At 63.8% G+C, this 16,902-nt stretch carries 14 protein-coding genes; 8 read left to right on the top strand and 6 right to left on the bottom strand.

Annotated elements, in window-relative coordinates; translation table 11 throughout:
* The first annotated feature begins 193 nt into the window (after positions 1-193).
* The gene (locus tag ACZ0BA_RS09340) at positions 194-1,396 is read left to right on the top strand and encodes an ammonium transporter (RefSeq protein WP_463451004.1); all 1,203 of its coding nucleotides are present in this window, start codon (positions 194-196) and stop codon (positions 1,394-1,396) included.
* Between the two features lie 27 nt (positions 1,397-1,423).
* Here ACZ0BA_RS09340 and ACZ0BA_RS09335 read toward each other — a convergent pair whose 3' ends face one another.
* Positions 1,424-1,999, bottom strand: coding sequence for a helix-turn-helix domain-containing protein (locus tag ACZ0BA_RS09335; protein WP_363509287.1), 576 nt, complete (start codon positions 1,997-1,999; stop codon positions 1,424-1,426).
* A gap of 191 nt (positions 2,000-2,190) precedes the next feature.
* Here ACZ0BA_RS09335 and kbl point away from each other — a divergent pair, with 191 nt between their 5' ends.
* The 3 genes from kbl to ACZ0BA_RS09320 are packed head-to-tail and all read left to right on the top strand — an operon-like array spanning position 2,191 to position 5,820.
* The gene (gene kbl, locus ACZ0BA_RS09330) at positions 2,191-3,396 is read left to right on the top strand and encodes a glycine C-acetyltransferase (protein WP_463451003.1); all 1,206 of its coding nucleotides are present in this window, start codon (positions 2,191-2,193) and stop codon (positions 3,394-3,396) included.
* Positions 3,397-3,413: 17 nt separating this feature from the next.
* On the top strand, positions 3,414-4,382 hold the full coding sequence (locus ACZ0BA_RS09325; protein ID WP_463451002.1) for an NAD-dependent epimerase/dehydratase family protein: 969 nt from the start codon (positions 3,414-3,416) through the stop codon (positions 4,380-4,382).
* Between the two features lie 40 nt (positions 4,383-4,422).
* Positions 4,423-5,820, top strand: a complete 1,398-nt coding sequence (locus tag ACZ0BA_RS09320) for an L-serine ammonia-lyase (RefSeq protein ID WP_463451001.1) — start codon at positions 4,423-4,425, stop codon at positions 5,818-5,820.
* 9 nt (positions 5,821-5,829) lie between these two features.
* Here ACZ0BA_RS09320 and ACZ0BA_RS09315 read toward each other — a convergent pair whose 3' ends face one another.
* Entirely contained in the window at positions 5,830-8,970 is a 3,141-nt protein-coding gene (locus tag ACZ0BA_RS09315; RefSeq protein WP_463451000.1) for a bifunctional diguanylate cyclase/phosphodiesterase, read from the bottom strand.
* A gap of 242 nt (positions 8,971-9,212) precedes the next feature.
* Here ACZ0BA_RS09315 and thrC point away from each other — a divergent pair, with 242 nt between their 5' ends.
* From thrC to moaD, 3 genes are read left to right on the top strand one after another with little or no spacing between them, the layout of a single operon-like run.
* Positions 9,213-10,691, top strand: coding sequence for a threonine synthase (gene thrC, locus ACZ0BA_RS09310; RefSeq protein WP_463450999.1), 1,479 nt, complete (start codon positions 9,213-9,215; stop codon positions 10,689-10,691).
* Positions 10,692-10,693: 2 nt separating this feature from the next.
* On the top strand, positions 10,694-11,932 hold the full coding sequence (locus ACZ0BA_RS09305) for a molybdopterin molybdotransferase MoeA (RefSeq protein WP_463450998.1): 1,239 nt from the start codon (positions 10,694-10,696) through the stop codon (positions 11,930-11,932).
* Entirely contained in the window at positions 11,932-12,186 is a 255-nt protein-coding gene (moaD, locus tag ACZ0BA_RS09300; RefSeq protein WP_463450997.1) for a molybdopterin converting factor subunit 1, read from the top strand. Before ACZ0BA_RS09305 ends, moaD begins: the two co-directional genes overlap by 1 nt.
* 36 nt (positions 12,187-12,222) lie before the next feature.
* Here the strand turns inward: moaD and ACZ0BA_RS09295 are convergent, their stop codons facing one another.
* Positions 12,223-12,459: a hypothetical protein gene (locus ACZ0BA_RS09295; RefSeq protein WP_463450996.1), complete on the bottom strand. Its 237-nt coding sequence runs from the start codon at positions 12,457-12,459 to the stop codon at positions 12,223-12,225.
* A gap of 50 nt (positions 12,460-12,509) precedes the next feature.
* On the opposite strand from ACZ0BA_RS09295, the gene ACZ0BA_RS09290 reads away from it, so the two are divergent.
* Positions 12,510-13,778 (top strand): TIGR03862 family flavoprotein, encoded by a 1,269-nt coding sequence (locus ACZ0BA_RS09290; protein WP_463450995.1) that lies wholly within the window; start codon positions 12,510-12,512, stop codon positions 13,776-13,778.
* Here ACZ0BA_RS09290 and ACZ0BA_RS09285 read toward each other — a convergent pair.
* The 3 genes from ACZ0BA_RS09285 to hpnE all read right to left on the bottom strand — a co-directional run bounded on the left by ACZ0BA_RS09285 (position 13,741) and on the right by hpnE (position 16,894).
* Complete coding sequence (locus ACZ0BA_RS09285) at positions 13,741-14,547, bottom strand: head GIN domain-containing protein (RefSeq protein WP_463450994.1); 807 nt, start codon at positions 14,545-14,547, stop codon at positions 13,741-13,743. The genes ACZ0BA_RS09290 and ACZ0BA_RS09285 overlap by 38 nt on opposite strands.
* A 10-nt stretch (positions 14,548-14,557) precedes the next feature.
* The gene (locus tag ACZ0BA_RS09280; RefSeq protein ID WP_463450993.1) at positions 14,558-15,361 is read right to left on the bottom strand and encodes a DUF1700 domain-containing protein; all 804 of its coding nucleotides are present in this window, start codon (positions 15,359-15,361) and stop codon (positions 14,558-14,560) included.
* A 129-nt stretch (positions 15,362-15,490) separates the two neighbouring features.
* A complete protein-coding gene (hpnE, locus tag ACZ0BA_RS09275; RefSeq protein ID WP_463454733.1) occupies positions 15,491-16,894 on the bottom strand; it encodes a hydroxysqualene dehydroxylase HpnE in 1,404 nt (467 codons plus the stop codon).
* Positions 16,895-16,902: the final 8 nt, after the last annotated feature.

Genomic DNA, 16,902 nt, shown 5'->3' with positions numbered 1-16,902 from the left:
GGCGCGACGACATCGAAACCGCGCGCGCACCAAAATGATGCCATTTTGCGGTGCGCACGCTCTTAGTGCGCACATCGACCTCAAAACAAAATACAGTTAAATCATAGACTTAAAATTTGCACCAATCTGGAACAAATATTGCTTATAAGCGTATTGGTTTTCAACGCGTGCATTATTTTGGGGAGTGATTTTGATGGGTTTACATAAAGACGGCGCCGATGCATTGTTCATTTTGCTAGGCGCCATCATGATTTTGGCGATGCACGCCGGCTTCGCGTTCCTCGAGCTGGGCACCGTGCGCAAGAAGAACCAAGTCAATGCGCTGGTCAAGATTCTGGTGGACTTCGCGGTATCGACCATCGCCTACTTCTTCGTCGGCTACAGTATCGCCTATGGCGTCAATTTCTTCTCCTCGGCCGATGTGCTGGCGGCCAAAAACGGCTATGAGCTGGTCAAGTTCTTCTTCCTGCTGACGTTCGCGGCGGCCATCCCGGCCATCATCTCGGGCGGCATCGCCGAGCGGGCGCGCTTCCATCCGCAACTGATCGCCACCGCGCTGCTGGTCGGCTTTGTGTATCCGTTCTTCGAGGGGATAGTCTGGAATCGCCGTTTCGGGATTCAGGAGTGGCTGCTGCAGGCGTTCGGCGCCGAGTTCCACGACTTCGCCGGCTCGGTGGTGGTGCACGCGGTGGGCGGCTGGATCGCGCTGCCGGCGGTGCTCTTACTTGGCGCGCGGCGCGGGCGCTATATGAAAAACGGTGCCATTGCCGCGCACCCGCCATCGTCGATTCCGTTCCTGGCACTGGGCGCGTGGATATTGACGGTGGGCTGGTTCGGCTTCAACGTCATGAGCGCGCAATCGCTCGACAAGATGAATGGCTTGGTGGCGGTCAACTCGTTGATGGCGATGGTCGGCGGCACGCTGGTTGCGCTGCTGCTGGGTAAAAACGATCCGGGCTTCGCTTACAACGGGCCTTTGGCGGGGCTGGTGGCGGTATGCGCGGGATCGGATCTGATGCATCCGATGGGCGCGCTGGTCACCGGTGGCATCGCCGGCGCCATTTTTGTGTGGATGTTCACGCTGGCGCAGAACAAGTGGAAGATCGACGATGTGCTGGGCGTCTGGCCGTTGCATGGCCTGTGCGGCGCCTGGGGCGGAATCGCGGCCGGCATCTTCGGATTGAAAGCGCTCGGCGGCATGGGCGGGGTATCGTTTGCCGCGCAGCTGGCCGGGACGGTGCTGGGCGTGGCGATCGCGTTGGCTGGCGGCTTCGCCATCTACGGGGTGTTGAAGGCGACGATGGGCCTGCGCCTCGACCCCGAAGACGAGTTCCAGGGCGCCGATCTTGCCATTCACCGCATCAGCTCCACGCCGGAGCGGGAATCCAACTGGTAACGGCCTTACACCGCTAGCCCGCCCGGGTCAGCGGTGTATCACCACCAGCAGCGCCTTCGCCTCGGTCTTGCCGACGTTGCGTATCGTGTGCTGCTGGTCGCCCGGGTAGCGCGCCGTGCCGCCCAGCTTCACCTTCTTCTTGGTATTCCCCACTTCCACCTCGACCGATCCATGCAGCAGCGTGACATGCTCCTGCGCCCCCGGATCGTGTCCCTGCGACGCCAGCTCGCCACCGGGCGACAAGGTTAGCTCATACCATTCATACTTACCTGCCAGCTCCATCGGCCCGAGGATGCGCAGCACGTAGCCGGCGTGGTTGCCGGGCAGGGTGGGGGTTTCGTGGGCGTCCAGCACGCGAATGGTTTCGGCTTCCTTCTCCGCCGTCGCCAGCAGTTCGCCGATCTGCACCCCCAGCGCGTTCGATAGCCGCCAGGTGATCGCGATGGTCGGATTGGCCTTCTCGCGTTCGATCTGCGACAGCATCGATTTGGAGACCCCGGCAATGCGCGACAGGTCTTCCAGCGTGAGGCCGCGCGCAAGGCGCAAGCGTTGCAGCGCTGCGCCGACCTCGGGTGGTGCGTTCGTCGAAACAGGTGTTTTCATTGTTTTATTCGGCGGATGGGCTAAATTCTAAGTAAATCTGTCGGAAAAACGCGGTCAGAACCGCATGCTTCCGTCTTGCGCAGTTCACTGGTTCTCTGTAAGATTCGATATATTGAATTTGAGTTCGACATAACGGATTTCTCATAACGCAGTGAAAATCTGCTGAAATCGTACCACATACAAGGACCATCATGAGCGACCAAGCAAAAAGCACCTTCTTCAGCGGCCTGCAGCAAAACCTGGATCAATTGCGCGATCAGGGCCTGTACAAGCCGGAACGCGTGCTCGCTTCGCGCCAGGGGTCCGAAGTGGTCGCGCAGGATGGCAGTACGCTGATCAATATGTGCGCCAACAACTACCTCGGCCTATCCGGCGAGGAGTGGGTGGCCAAGGCGTCGATCGACGCCACCGAAAAATACGGCTACGGCCTGTCGTCGGTGCGTTTCATCTGCGGCACCCAGACGGTGCACAAGCAGCTGGAGCAGGCCATCTCCAAATTCCTCGGCACCGAGGACACGATCCTGTACGCGGCCGCCTTCGACGCCAACGGCGGCGTGTTCGAGCCGCTGTTCGACGAGAACGACGCCATTATCTCCGATGCGCTGAACCACGCCTCCATCATCGACGGCATCCGCCTGTGCAAGGCCGCGCGCTTCCGCTACGCCCACAACGACATGGCCGACCTGGAAGCGCAGCTGCAAGCCGCCGCCGGCAAACGCCATAAAGTCATCGTCACCGACGGCGTGTTCTCGATGGACGGCACCATCGCCCAGCTGGACAAGATCTGCGACCTGGCCGACAAATACGGCGCGCTGGTGATGATCGACGAATGCCACGCCTCCGGCTTCATGGGCGCGACCGGTCGCGGCACCCACGAGCACCACAACGTCATGGGCCGTGTAGACATCATCACCGGCACGCTGGGCAAGGCCCTCGGCGGCGCCATGGGCGGCTTTACCTCGGCGCGCAAGGAAGTGATCGATATGCTGCGCCAGAAGTCCCGTCCCTACCTGTTCTCCAACACGCTGGCGCCATCGATCGCCGGCGCTTCGCTGGCGGTGCTGGAGCGTCTGTCGACATCGACCGAACTGCGCGACCGCCTGCACGAAAACACCGCCTACTTCCGCAAAGAGATCGAGCGGATCGGCTTCACCATCAAGCCGGGTACGCACCCGGTGGTTCCTGTCATGTTGTTCGATGCGCCCGTCGCGCAGAAATTCGCGGCACGAATGTATGAGCTGGGCGTTCTGCTCAGCGGCTTCTTCTACCCGGTGGTCCCGATGGGCCAGGCGCGCGTGCGTGTCCAACTGTCTGCCGCGCATACCCGCGAACAGCTCGACACCGTGCTCAAAGCATTCGAACAGGCGGGCACCGAGCTTGGCCTGCTTAAAAAATAAAACAGTCAGGAATCAAAATGGAACAACAACGCATCCTCGTCATCGGCGCCAACGGCCAAATCGGCAGTGAACTGGTGGAGGCGCTGGCCGCCAAACACGGCGCGCAAAACGTCATCGCCAGCGACATCAGCCCGACCAATCTGTATCACGCGGCGCGCTACACGCCGCTCAATGTGCTGGACAAGGACGCGCTGTCCGCATTGGTGACGGAGCAGGGGATCACGCAGGTCTATCAATTGGCGGCGATGCTGTCGGCCACCGGCGAAGCGGCGCCGCTCAAGGCCTGGACACTGAACATGGATGGGTTGCTGAATATTCTGGAAGTGGCGCGCGAGCGCGGCATCATCGGCAAGCCACTGAAGGTGTTTTGGCCGTCGTCGATCGCCGCCTTCGGCCCGAACACGCCCGCCGTGAATACGCCGCAAACCACGGTGATGGACCCGACCACGATCTACGGCATCAGCAAACTGGCTGGCGAGCGTTTGTGCGAGTACTACTTCATCAAGTACGGCGTCGATGTGCGCAGCATCCGCTACCCTGGCATCATCAGCTACAAATCGCCACCGGGCGGCGGCACCACCGATTACGCGATCGCCATCTTCCATTCGGCACTGCGCGGCGAGCGCTATGAGTGCTTCCTCGGCCCGCAGACCACGCTGCCGATGATCTACATGCCCGATGCGATCCGCGCCACCATCGAATTGATGGAAGCGCCGGCCGATCAGGTGAAGGTGCGCTCGGCTTACAACGTTGCAGGTGTGTCTTTCAATCCCGAACAGCTGGCCGCCGCCATCACGCGCGCCGTGCCGGACTTCAAGATCGCCTACAAGCCCGATAGCCGCCAGGCCATCGCCGACACATGGCCGCAAAGCCTGGACGACGCCACAGCGACGGCCGATTGGGGCTGGAAGGCCCGTATCGGTATCGAGGAAATGGTGACCGACATGCTGGCCAACGTCGATGTCCGCCTGAATAAAGCGGCGTAACGCGCTGCGCACGATAACACTATAAATAGAGAGACAACTGATGGACATGAGCGTATTCGATTTGTTCAAGATCGGCATCGGGCCGTCGAGTTCCCACACGGTGGGACCGATGGTGGCGGCCCGCCGTTTTCTGCTCGATTGCGCTCCGCTCGACGATGTCACCGCGGTGAGCGCCGAGCTGTATGGCTCGCTGGCGCTCACCGGCATCGGCCACGCGACCGACAAGGCGGTGATCCTCGGCCTGATGGGCGAGACGCCGCAGGACGTGGTGCCGACCCGTGTCGACGCCCAGTTGTCCGAAGCCGAAGCGGCCGGTGAACTCAAGCTGCTGGGCACCCACGCGGTGCCGTTCAAGCGCGGCAAAAATCTGTTCTTCCACATGGCCGAGTCGCTGGCCGAACACCCGAACGGCATGCGCTTCACGCTGACCCGCGCCGACGGTACCACCGTCAGCAAAGTCTATTATTCGGTCGGTGGTGGTTTCATCAAGGAAGAGGGCGAGGCGCCGCAAATGCCCGCATCGGCCGACGACACGTCGCCCGCTCCAGCAATCCCTTACCCTTTCGACACCATGGATCAGTTGCTGGCCCACGGTGAAACGAGCGGACTGACGATCCCGCAGATGCTGCGCGCGAACGAACGCGTGAAGCGCAGCGAGGATGAACTCAACGCCGGCATCGACAAGATCTGGCAGGTCATGCGCGACTGCATCACCCATGGCCTGGAAACGGCTGGCAAACTGCCGGGCGGCTTGAACGTCAAGCGGCGCGCGGCCAACTTGTGGACGCAATCGCAGTCCAGCGCCAGCCAGGCGAACCAGTTACCGCACGACGCGCTGCATCAGGTCAGTCTGTACGCGATGGCCGTCAACGAGGAAAACGCGGCAGGTGGCCGCGTGGTCACGGCGCCGACCAACGGCGCTGCCGGCATCATCCCCGCAGTGCTGCGCTACTATGCGGAGGACTGCAAGCCGAGCGACCCGGTCACCGGTATCCGCGACTTCATGCTGACGGCTGCGGCCATCGGCATGCTGTGCAAGCGTAACGCGTCGATCTCCGGTGCGGAAATCGGTTGCCAGGGCGAGGTGGGCGTGGCCTGCGCGATGGCGGCCGCCGGGCTGGTGGCGGCGCTGGGCGGCTCGAACAACCAGATCGAGAACGCGGCCGAAATCGGCATCGAGCATCATCTCGGCATGACGTGCGATCCGATCGGCGGTTTGGTGCAGATTCCATGCATCGAGCGTAATGGCATGGGCGCGGTGAAGGCGATTACGGCGGCGTCGCTGGCGTTGAAGGGCGACGGCACCCATTTTGTCAGCCTCGATGAAGTGATCGAAACGATGCGCCAGACCGGCGCCGACATGCAGGCCAAGTACAAGGAAACCTCGCTGGGCGGCCTGGCGATCCACGTCATCACCGTCAACCACGCGGCCTGCTGACGCGGGAAGTTACGCCACCACTTCCAGCATCAGCTGCCGGAACGCCTGCTCCGGCACTGGCTTGCTGAAATAATATCCCTGCATCTCGTTGCAGTCCTGCTGCTGGAGGAACTCCAGCTGCTCGGCGGTCTCCACGCCTTCCGCGATCGTCTTCAGTCCCAGGCTGCGAGCCATGTTGATGATGGCGCTGACGATCGCCTTGTCCTCGGCGTCGGTACTGATATCGCGCACGAACGACTTGTCGATCTTTAGTTTGTACACCTTGAACTTCTTCAAGTGACTGAGCGACGAATAGCCGGTGCCGAAATCGTCGATCGACATTCGTACCCCGCGCTCGTGCAGGTTGTTCATCATGGCGATCGCGCCTTGCGGGTCGTTCAGCGCCACCCCTTCGGTCAGCTCCAGTTCCAGATACTCGGGCGGCAAACCTTCCTCCTGCAGTATTTGCGTGATCAGTTCCGGCAGATCGGTATTGCGGAACTGCGTGGCGGACAAGTTGACCGCCATGACCAGCGGCGGCAGGCCGTCATCCAGCCAGGCGCGCGCCTGGCGCACCGCCTGGCGCAGCACCCACGCGCCGATCGGCAGTATCAAGCCGCTTTCCTCCGCGGCAGGAATGAATTCCGCAGGCGATACCACGCCAAGTTCCGGTGTCGACCAGCGCAGCAGCGCCTCCGCGCCGATGATGCGCTGGTCCGGCAGCGACACCTGCGGCTGATACACCACCTGCATCTGGTCCCGTTCCAGCGCATAGCGCAGCGCGTTGACCAATTGCAGATGACGCGCCGCGCGCTGCTGCATGGCGGCGGTGAAGAAGCGGAAATCGTGGCGCCCCGCTTGTTTGACCTGATACATGGCGGCGTCGGCACGTTGCAGCAGCGTTTCCATGTCGATGCCGTCGGCCGGATAGAGGGCGATGCCGATCGAGGCCGTCACCTTCAGGTCGTGGGTGCCGACGCGGAAGGGCTGGGCGATCAGATCCATCAGCTTGCGCGCCACTTCGGCGGCATCCTTGGACTCCGCCTTCTGCAACACGAAAATGAATTCGTCGCCGCCCAGGCGCGCCACGATGTCCTCCTCGCGCAGGCCCTGGCGTAGGCGTTTGGCCAGTTCGCACAGCAGGCCGTCGCCGACGCTGTGGCCGAGCGAGTCGTTGATGTCCTTGAAGTGGTCCAGATCGAGCATCATCAGCGCCATCGATTCGCGGTTGCGGCGCGCCAGCGCCAGCGAGTGCAGCGTGTGTTCCTGCAGTTGCGCGCGGTTCGGCAGACCGGTGAGCGGGTCGAAATGCGCCAGATACTGTATCCGCTCGTCCGCCAGCTTGCGGTCGGTGATGTCGCGCGTGATACCGAGCAGCATGCGCTGTTCGCCGTCGGCGCCGTTCATCGGCGCGGCGTGCGTCTCCAGCCAGCGCTGGCCGCCTTTGAGGCCCTGCACCCGGAATTCCAGATGGCCGTTCTCGCCGCCGATCACGCGCTGGTGCAGCGCGATAAAGGCATCGCGGTACTCCGGCATGATCAGGTCCGTCAACGCGTGTTTTTGCAGTTCCTCTAGCGACTCGGCCTCGAGGATCTTCAGTCCCGCCGCGTTCATCTCCAGCAGCCGGCCGTGGGCGTCGACCACCTTGATGCATTCCGGTTCGGTCTCGATGATGGTGCGCAGATGCTGCTCGCTTTTGCGCAGCGACGCCTCGGTCAGCGCGCGTTGCCGGTCATGGTCGAAGTTTTTCAGCGCGAACTCGATGTCGAGCGCCATCTCGACGAACAGGTCGCGCACTTCCGCGTCGAACACGTCGGTGGTGGTGGAGTAGGCCAGGAAAAAACCGACGATGCGGCCTTTGCGCCGTAGCGGCAGCGATGCCAGCGCCGCCCAGCCGTAGCGAGCGGCGCGCGCGTGCCACGGCGCGGTCTCGGGCGCTTGCAGGAAGTCCTCGCACCAGTATGGCTCTCCGGTGCGGTAGCAGACCGCTATCGGCCCCCGTCCTTCCGGCAGTTGTTCGTCCAGCGAGATCCCCAGATTGTTCAGGTACTCGGTACCGTCGCCGGCGCTGGCGACCGGCGACACCGTTGCCACCTGGCCGTCGGCGCCGGCATCGATCATGCCAATCCACGCCATCGACATGCCGCCATAGGTCACCACCGCGCCGCAGATGTCGTTGAACAGTTCCTGCTCGCTGGTGCTGCGCACGATGGACTGGTTGCACTGGCTCAGGGCAGCGTACAGCCGTCCGACGCGCTGCGAACGTTCGAGCGCCAGTTCCCGCTCGCCGTCGATCCTTGCCAGGTTGCGCTGCATGCCGGCCAGCCAGGTCCAGACGCTGTCGCTGTCGCCATCCCGCACCGGCAGCGGCTCGCTGATATCGCCCCGGCCGAGCCGACCGATGGCCGTCTGTAGTTTTTCGACCGAGCAGCCAAGCGCCGAATCCAGATTGCGCTTGGCGCGCCACAGCAGCGCCAGCAAAATGAGCGCGACCAGCGTGAAGCCGGCCCGCGCCAGGTTGGCTTGGGCCGCGGCCGAACGCACTGCCTCCGTGGTGCGCTGCTCGACGCTGTCGTTCACCTGCGCGATCGGCGCCATGATCGCGGCCTTGGCATGATGATAGATGTCGTCGTAGAGCAGGGATAGCGCGGCGGCGACGGCCTGCGGATCGTCGCCGCCGAAGTCGCGCATCGCCAGCGCCTTGTTTTCAATCGCCGTCAGACGGTCCGATTCGTCCTTGGCGCGGGTCAGCAGGGACAACTCGGCCGGCGTGAACGAGGTGTTCTGGATCAGTTCCATCAACGCCACCGGTTTGCCGTCGCCCCGGGGGCGCTGCTGCCCGACCACCAGATCCCAGTACACATTGTCATAGTGCTGCGGGCGCGGACGGCGACCATCGCGGATATCAATAATCTCTTGATAAGATTTTCGGTATTTCGGATCGCCGGTGGCCACATAGGTGCGCGCCATGCGGGTCATGTCGTCGGACGACTGGCGCAGCTCCGCCACCAGGCTGCGCGACACATAACGCAGTTCGTTGGCCTGGTCGACGCGTTTTTCGGTCCACACGTACAGCAGGAAGGCGATGGTGACAACGAACAGCGCGCTAAAGCAGGCCCACAGCATGCTGGCGAAACGGGCGGGTTTGCGGGGTACGGGGGACTTCGTCATCATCGATTACGGCGGCTGAGAATGGAAACGGCTGTCAGGAGTGGTCTCTTCAGTATATTGCCGGACTGACAGACAGACCAGCGCGCTCCAACCGAACGCGCCCGTCCGGGGCCGCGCATAACCATAAAACAACGGCAATCGCACCGGAAACGGCGAGGCGCACTATAATATCCGCTCGCTTTGTAACGTTCTGCCAATAGCTGCCTGTCAACCTTGTCAGCCCAACCGGACTTTTCTAATCTATGCAATACGTGTCTACCCGCGCCGCCGCATCGGCCGCTTCGTCGTCTCCCCAACAATTTTCGGACATTCTGCTGGGCGGCCTGGCCGCCGACGGCGGTCTGTTCCTGCCTTCGGCCTATCCGCAGGTGACCGGGGCCGAGCTGGACGCGTGGCGCCAGCTGTCGTATGCCGACCTGGCTTTCGAGATCCTGAAGAAGTTTGCGACCGACATACCGGAAGCGGACCTGCGCGCGCTGACCGCCAAGACCTACACCAAGGAAGTCTATCGCAACGCCCGCCCAGGCGAAAAAGCCAGCCAGATCACGCCACTGCGGGTGCTGGAAGAGGGCGACAACGGCACCAAACTGGTGCTGCAGGCGCTGTCGAACGGGCCGACCCTGGCCTTCAAGGACATGGCGATGCAATTGCTGGGTAATCTGTTCGAGTACACGCTGGCCAAGCAGAACGCGGAACTGAATATTTTCGGCGCGACCTCCGGCGACACCGGCAGCGCCGCCGAATACGCGATGCGCGGCAAGAAGGGCATCCGCGTCTTCATGCTGTCGCCGCACCAGAAGATGAGCGCCTTCCAGACCGCGCAGATGTTCAGCCTCCAGGACCCGAACATCTTCAACATCGCCATCGAAGGCGTGTTCGACGACGCCCAGGACATGGTCAAGGCGGTTTCCAACGACCTGCCGTTCAAGACCAAACAAAAAATCGGCACCGTCAATTCGATCAACTGGGCGCGTGTCGTGGCGCAGGTGGTGTACTACTTCCGCGGCTACCTGTCGGCCACCACGTCGAACGACCAGAAGGTCTCGTTCACCGTCCCGTCGGGGAACTTCGGCAACATCTGCGCTGGCCACATCGCCCGCATGATGGGTCTTCCGATCGACAAGCTGATCGCCGCCACCAACGAAAACGACGTGCTCGACGAATTTTTCCGCACCGGCGTGTACCGCGTGCGCAAGTCGGCCGAGACCTATCACACCAGCAGCCCGTCGATGGACATCTCCAAGGCGTCCAATTTCGAGCGCTTCATCTATGACCTGGTTGGCCGCGACGGCGAGCGCACCCGCGCGCTGTTCCACAAGGTGGAGACGCAGGGCGGCTTCGACCTGTCGGGCAAGCCTGGCAGCGATGGCGACGAATTCAAGCTGGTGTCCAAGTACGGCTTCAAGTCCGGCAAGTCGACCCATGACGACCGCCTCGACACCATCCGCGACGTCGCCGACGACTACGGCATCGTCATCGACACGCACACTGCCGACGGCATCAAGGTCGCGCGCGAAAACCTGGAACCCGGCGTGACGATGATCGTGCTGGAGACCGCGCTGGCGGCCAAGTTCAACGAGACCATTCTCGATGCGCTGGGCGAAGACGCCGAGCGTCCGGAAGGCTTCGAGAACATCGAAGACCTGCCGCAGAAATTCGTGGTCATGCAGCCGGATGTCGAGAAGATGAAGGCTTACATCGCCGCCAACACCGGTCTGTGAACATGAGCGCACCGCAGCCGCCGTCAAAACCGCAACCAAGGCCGATGCTGGCCGTGGCCGAGGCGTTGGCCTTGATGCTGGAAGCCGCGCGTCCCGTGGCCGACACCGAAACGGTGCCGACCCTGGACGCCAATGGCCGCATCCTGGCGCACGCGCAGGTCTCCGGCATGAACGTGCCGGGCATGGACAACACCCAGATGGATGGCTATGCGGTGCGCGCGGCCGATTGCGCCGGTGGGGACGCGGTGTTGACGGTGTCGCAGCGGATACCGGCCGGCCATGTCGGCCAGCCTTTGCTACCGGGGACCGCCGCGCGCATCTTCACCGGCGCGCACATTCCCGAAGGCGCGGACGCCGTCGTCATGCAGGAGCAATGCGAGTTGCTGGGCAACCTGGTCACCATCAAGCATGTACCCAAGTCCGGCGAGTGGATACGCCGCGCCGGCGAGGACATCACCAACGGCAGCGTGATCCTGCCGGCGGGCGCGCGCCTGCGCAGCCAGGAGCTGGGACTGGCCGCCTCGGTGGGCCTGGCCGAATTGCCGGTCAAGCGCAAGCTGCGCGTGGCCGTCTTCTTCACCGGCGACGAACTGACCATGCCGGGCGAGCCGCTGGCGCCGGGTGCGATCTACAATTCCAACCGCTTCACCTTGCGCGCGCTGCTGGAGAATCTGGGCTGCGAGATCACCGACTTCGGCATCGTGCCCGATTCGCTCGAGGCCACGCGTTCGGTGCTGCGCGAAAGCGCCCAGGCCCATGATTTGATCATCACCTCCGGCGGCGTTTCCGTCGGCGAGGAAGACCATATCAAGCCGGCGGTCGAGGCGGAAGGAAAGCTGAATATGTGGCTGATCGCCGTCAAGCCGGGCAAGCCGCTGGCGTTCGGCGAGGTCAAGGACGCCTTCTTCCTTGGCCTGCCGGGCAATCCGGTGGCCAGCTTCATCACCTTCCTGATGTTTGTGCGGCCGTTCATCCTGCGTTTGCAGGGCGTGTCCGGCACGATCACCCCGCGCGCATTCCAGATGCGCGCCGACTTCGACCTGCCGAAAGCCGACAAGCGCAACGAATTCCTGCGCGCGCGCATCAACAGCGCCGGCGGGCTGGAACTGTTCAACAACCAGAGCTCCGGCGTGCTGACATCGACCGTCTGGGGCGATGGCGTGATCGACAACCCTCCCGGCACCACCATCTCCGCCGGAGACATGGTCCGGTTTATTCCGTTTAGCGAGTTAATGTACTAATGGCTGTTACCGTAAAATTTTTCGCCAGCGTGCGCGAGGCCGTTGGCGCCGCGTCGGAAACGCTGGAACTGCCGGCGTCCGTGACGACGGTCGGACAGTTGCGCGCGCATCTGGCCGCGCGCGGCGACGGCTGGAGCACCGCGTTGGGCAGTCCGGCCTTGCGGATGGCCTGCAACCAGATCATGTGCGGGGCGGACAGCGCCATCGCCGATGGCGCCGAAGTAGCGTTCTTCCCGCCGGTGACCGGCGGGTAAATTGGCGGCCAAGTGGTGGCCGGGCCACCGCCAGGATTATTTGCGGGTAGTGCGGGCGGGCGGCGTTTGTGCGGCGGACGCGCGTGCCTCGGCTTCGCGATAGCGGCGCCACGCGCTCCAGGTGAACACCGCCGCCGCCAACAACGCCCAGGCCGCGGCGCTCAGATAGTCGTTGTGCGAGGTCGAGCCCTTGAACCATTCAACGGCGGCCAGTATCGCAAACAACGGCACGGCGGCCAGCAAATAGCGTTTAATCCAAAAAGTCGCACCCATCTTGTCTCCATTAATATTGTTCTTCATATCGATCGTATCGGACCGAATGCATGCAGTCTAGTTTGACACCTTTTCGCGTCGCCGTCATCGGTGGCGGACCCGCCGGCCTGATGGCCGCGCAAACGCTGTCGCAGGGCGGGGCCCAGGTGGACGTGTATGACGCGATGGCCTCGGTCGGCCGCAAGTTCCTGCTGGCCGGACGGGGCGGCATGAACATCACCCACGCCGAGCCTTATGCGGACTTCGTCCCGCGCTACGCCGGCGCCGCCGCCGCGTTGCGGCCGATGCTCGACGTTTTCGGTCCGCAGGCGGTGCGCGATTGGGTGCACGGTCTGGGCGTGGAGACGTTTGTCGGCACGTCGGGCCGCGTTTTTCCGACCGATATGAAGGCGGCTCCCTTGCTGCGCGCCTGGCTACACCGGTTGCGGGAGAGCGGCGTGCGGTTCCATATGCGGCATCGCTGGCTGGGTTGGCGCGACGGCGCCTTGCTGCTGCAAACGGCCGACGGCGAACTGCCGGTGCGTGCGGACGCGGTGGTGCTGGCGTTGGGAGGCGGCAGCTGGGCGCGACTGGGTTCGGACGGCGCCTGGGTGCCGCTGCTAGCGGCGCGCGGGGTCGATGTGGCGCCGCTGGCGCCTGCCAATTGCGGTTTCGATGTCGACTGGAGCGAGCATTTCAGCGGGCGTTTCGCGGGGGAGCCGCTGACCACCGTCGCGATCATCTCGACCGGCGCGGATGGCGCGGAATTCCGCAAGCAGGGCCAGTTCGTTGTCACCGCCGGTGGCGTCGAGGGCAGTTTGATTTATGCGCTGTCGGCGGCTTTGCGCGATCAGATAGTCGCCAATGGCAGCGCGACGATCTACCTGGATTTGCTGCCGGATCTATCGGCGCAGCGGGTGGCGGACGAAGTCGCGCGGCCGCGCGGGGCGCGATCGCTGGCCAGTCATTTGCAAAGCCGCCTGGGCATCAAGGGCGTGAAGGCTGGCCTGTTGCGCGAATGTCTGAGCAAGGACGAATATGGCGACGCCGATGTGCTGGCGCGGGCGATCAAGCGGTTGCCGGTGCGGCTACTGCGGCCACGCCCGATCGACGAGGCGATCAGCAGCGCGGGCGGGGTGCGCTGGGATGCGCTGGAGGGCACGATGCTCAACGCTGCGCCGGGCGTGTTCGTGGCCGGTGAGATGATCGACTGGGAGGCGCCGACCGGCGGGTATTTGCTGACAGCGTGCCTTGCGAGCGGAATCGCGGCTGGGCGCGATGTCCTGGCCTGGCTGCGCAGTCCTACTCCCAGCTCACATCACCCGAACCACTGCGGTTGACGTTACGCTGATCCGGGTTACCCAGCACCCGGATATCGCCGCTGCCGCGCAAGGTCAGATCGGCCGATTGCTTTGCGAAGACATGGCTGGTGCCCGAACCCTTCAAGTCGACCGTCACCTTGTCCGCCGCCAGATGGCGCGCATCCAGGTCGCCGGAGCCGGTCAATTGCGCGTCCAGCGTCTTGCAGCTGCCCGACGACTTGATCTCGCCCGAACCGACCAACTCCAGTTCCACATGCTCGCTGCTGCCGGCGTTCAGGTGCAGGTTGCCGCTGCCGTGCGCCCCGGCGCTCAGGTTACGATAGCGTCCCGAAAAATTCACATTGCCCGAACCGTGCAACCGCAGTTCCAGCTTGTCGCCGCTGAAACCGGAGACTTTGGTGTCGCCGCTGCTGCGCACCATCAGCTCCTCCAGCATCGGCAGCACCAGTTCCACCTGCAAGCGGTGTTTGGGGTTGAGCAGCATCCCCTTGGTGCCGATATGCAGATCGCGCCCATCCTGAATGGTCTCGATATTGGCCAGCGACCGCTGCTCGCCGCGCACCTGCATCGACGCCGTCGGCCCCTGGGTCAGTATCAGGTCGATCGGCCCTTCCAGCACCACGTTCACCGCCATCGCATCGACCTTGCGGGTTTCCCCGCTCAGCGTGCGGCCGGCCGCGCTGGTCGGACTGGTGGTCCCATATGCCTTGAGCATGCTGTACGTCACGCCGATCAGCAAGACCGACAGCAGCAACAGGCCGACTCCAATTTTTAGCAATGCACGCATTTCAGGCTCCTTAGCGTCCGCGCAGCAGCGACATGTTCATCGCCGCATAGCGCCTCAAGCCGACCACGGTGTAGCGCGTCAGCACGATGCTGATCAGGCACAGGCCGATGCCCGCCAAAATCATGCCGAAACCGATGAAGGTCTGCGTGGTGCGGGCGCCGCTGTCGAAATCGGTGGTGATGTGGACATCGCCCGTGGCCACGGCCTCGGCGCGGTCGAACAGGCGGCTGGCACGGCTGGTCCCCTGCACGGTGTCGGCGCCGGCTTCGTCTTCGCTGTCTGGCGCCTTCCTGACCTGAATGCCCATGTCGTTGATGGCGATACGCCAGCTCTTGGCCTCGGCTTCCTCTTCCTGGGTGTCGAAACGCGAGTGGGTCAGCGCCATGACGTGGTGCAGCGGGCCTTCGAGCGAGAGCTCGTTCTGGCCGGACAGCCCGCTGGCGGTCAGCGCCACGCCGCCGATGTAGAAAGCGAAGGCCGACACATACACGGCCATCAACATGGCCGCGTACACCAGTGCCGGAATCACCATGAACAGGTTGAAGATCGCCAGGCCGATGAACGAGATCATCACACGGACCAGGTTGGTCGGCGTCTTTTTTTGCTCAAAAGAATTTAAATGGGCCGACGCAAGCAAGGTCATGGCGATCTTGCGCGGTTCATCGAGCTCCTTGTAGACCTCGGCTTCGCTTTTGCCGGCGACCAGGCCGTCGATAAAGCGCTGCTCGTAGTAGGCCAGGGTCTTGGCCACCGTTTCCGGCGGCAGGCCCTGCATCGCCTGCTTGAGCGCATCGAGGTATTGCTGCTTACTCATGATGTGTTCCAATAACCTTTTTGTCGATGGTGCGACTGTACGCAGATCGGCGTCCACACGCCAACGCCATGTGACAGGCTGCACAAAACGCGGGGCAGGCGACAGAAACGGCGCACCGGACGGGACGGGCTAGGTGACGCCCTTTAAATGGGCCGCCGCCGCCACGCCGCTGCGCACCGCCATTTCCAGCGTGGCCGGGTAGTCGCCGGCCGTGTAATCGCCCGCCAGAACCAGCCCGGGCAGGCCGCTGGCGTTGCGCGGACGCACCAAACCAGGCGAGCTCGCGTAGGTGGCGCGCTTTTCCGTGATCACCTTGAACCAGCTTGGCCGGCCCAGCTCGGGCCGCTGGAAGGCTGCCGCCAGCTGCACGGCGACCGCTTCGGCCAGCAAATCCTGTTCCTGCGCGGCCACGTCGGCCGAGGCGCTGATGACTACCGCCAGCAAACCTGCCTGTCCGTCACCGAGTTGGCCGCGGTCGAACACAAACTGACTCCACTGGTAGTTGTCCGGGTCTTCCAGCAGCGCGAAGAACGGCAACGCCAGCCGCACGGTGGCGTCGTATTGCAGATAAATGGTGGTGATCGCTTCGGACTCGAAGGCCGTCAACCGGGCGCAAACCTCGGTGGTGTCGCAGTCGGGCACCGCATGCAGCAGCGCGGCGGCCTGGGCGGCGCCGGTAGCCAGCACCACACCGTTGAAATACGTGCTCCAGGTGCCGCCCACTGCCGCGCCGCTGATATCGACCTGCCACAGGCGGCCCTCGATCGAGCGCATCGCCTGCACCTTGGCGCCGGTGCGCACCGCGCCGCCATGCGCGCGCAGGAAGGCCGAGGCCGCATCCGGGAACAGCGCCGACAGGTCGGCGCGCGGCAGCAGCATGTCCGACGCGGCGCGCTTGGCGCCGAGGCTGTCGCGCAGCACGTTCAGGAAAATCCGGGCCGAGGCGCGCTCCGGCGGCGTGTTCAGCGCCGCCAGGCACAGCGGGCGCCACATCAGCTGGATCAGGCGCGGCGTCTGCTCGAAGCGCGCCAGCAGTTCGGTGACGGTGCAATCGTCGTTGAGCTGCCAACCCATCCAGCGCGCCGTGCTCGAGAACCGGGCCAGGCTCATCTTGTCGGCGCGGTCCAGGCCTTTGCTGCGCAGCAGCGCGATCGCCAAGTGCAACGGAGCCGGCAGGCGCGGGGCGACAAAGTCCATGCCGCCGCTGCCCGGCGGATAGCGCATTTGCAGCGGCAACGACAGCAGGGTCTGCTCGCGATCGACGCCGACCAGTTTCATCAGGCGCAAGGTTTCGCTGTAGGCGCCCAGCAGGATGTGCTGGCCGTTGTCGAGCAGCTTGCCGTCGATCTCGACGCGGCGCGCGCGTCCGCCCAAGGTGCGGGCCGCCTCGAACAACGTCACCTTGAAGCCGGCGCGCGCCAGTTCGACAGCCGCGCTGCAACCGGCCCAGCCGCTGCCAATGACGGCGACCGAACGCGATGGGGAGGAGTCGGCCTTCGCAGCCGAGCGTTTTTCCTCCGGCGACCCGGTCAGGGCGTCGT

The sequence above is a fragment of the Duganella sp. AC917 genome, assembly GCF_979258245.1.
The sequence above is the reverse complement of the archived record's forward strand: the minus strand, read 5'-3'. Positions and strand labels throughout refer to the sequence as shown.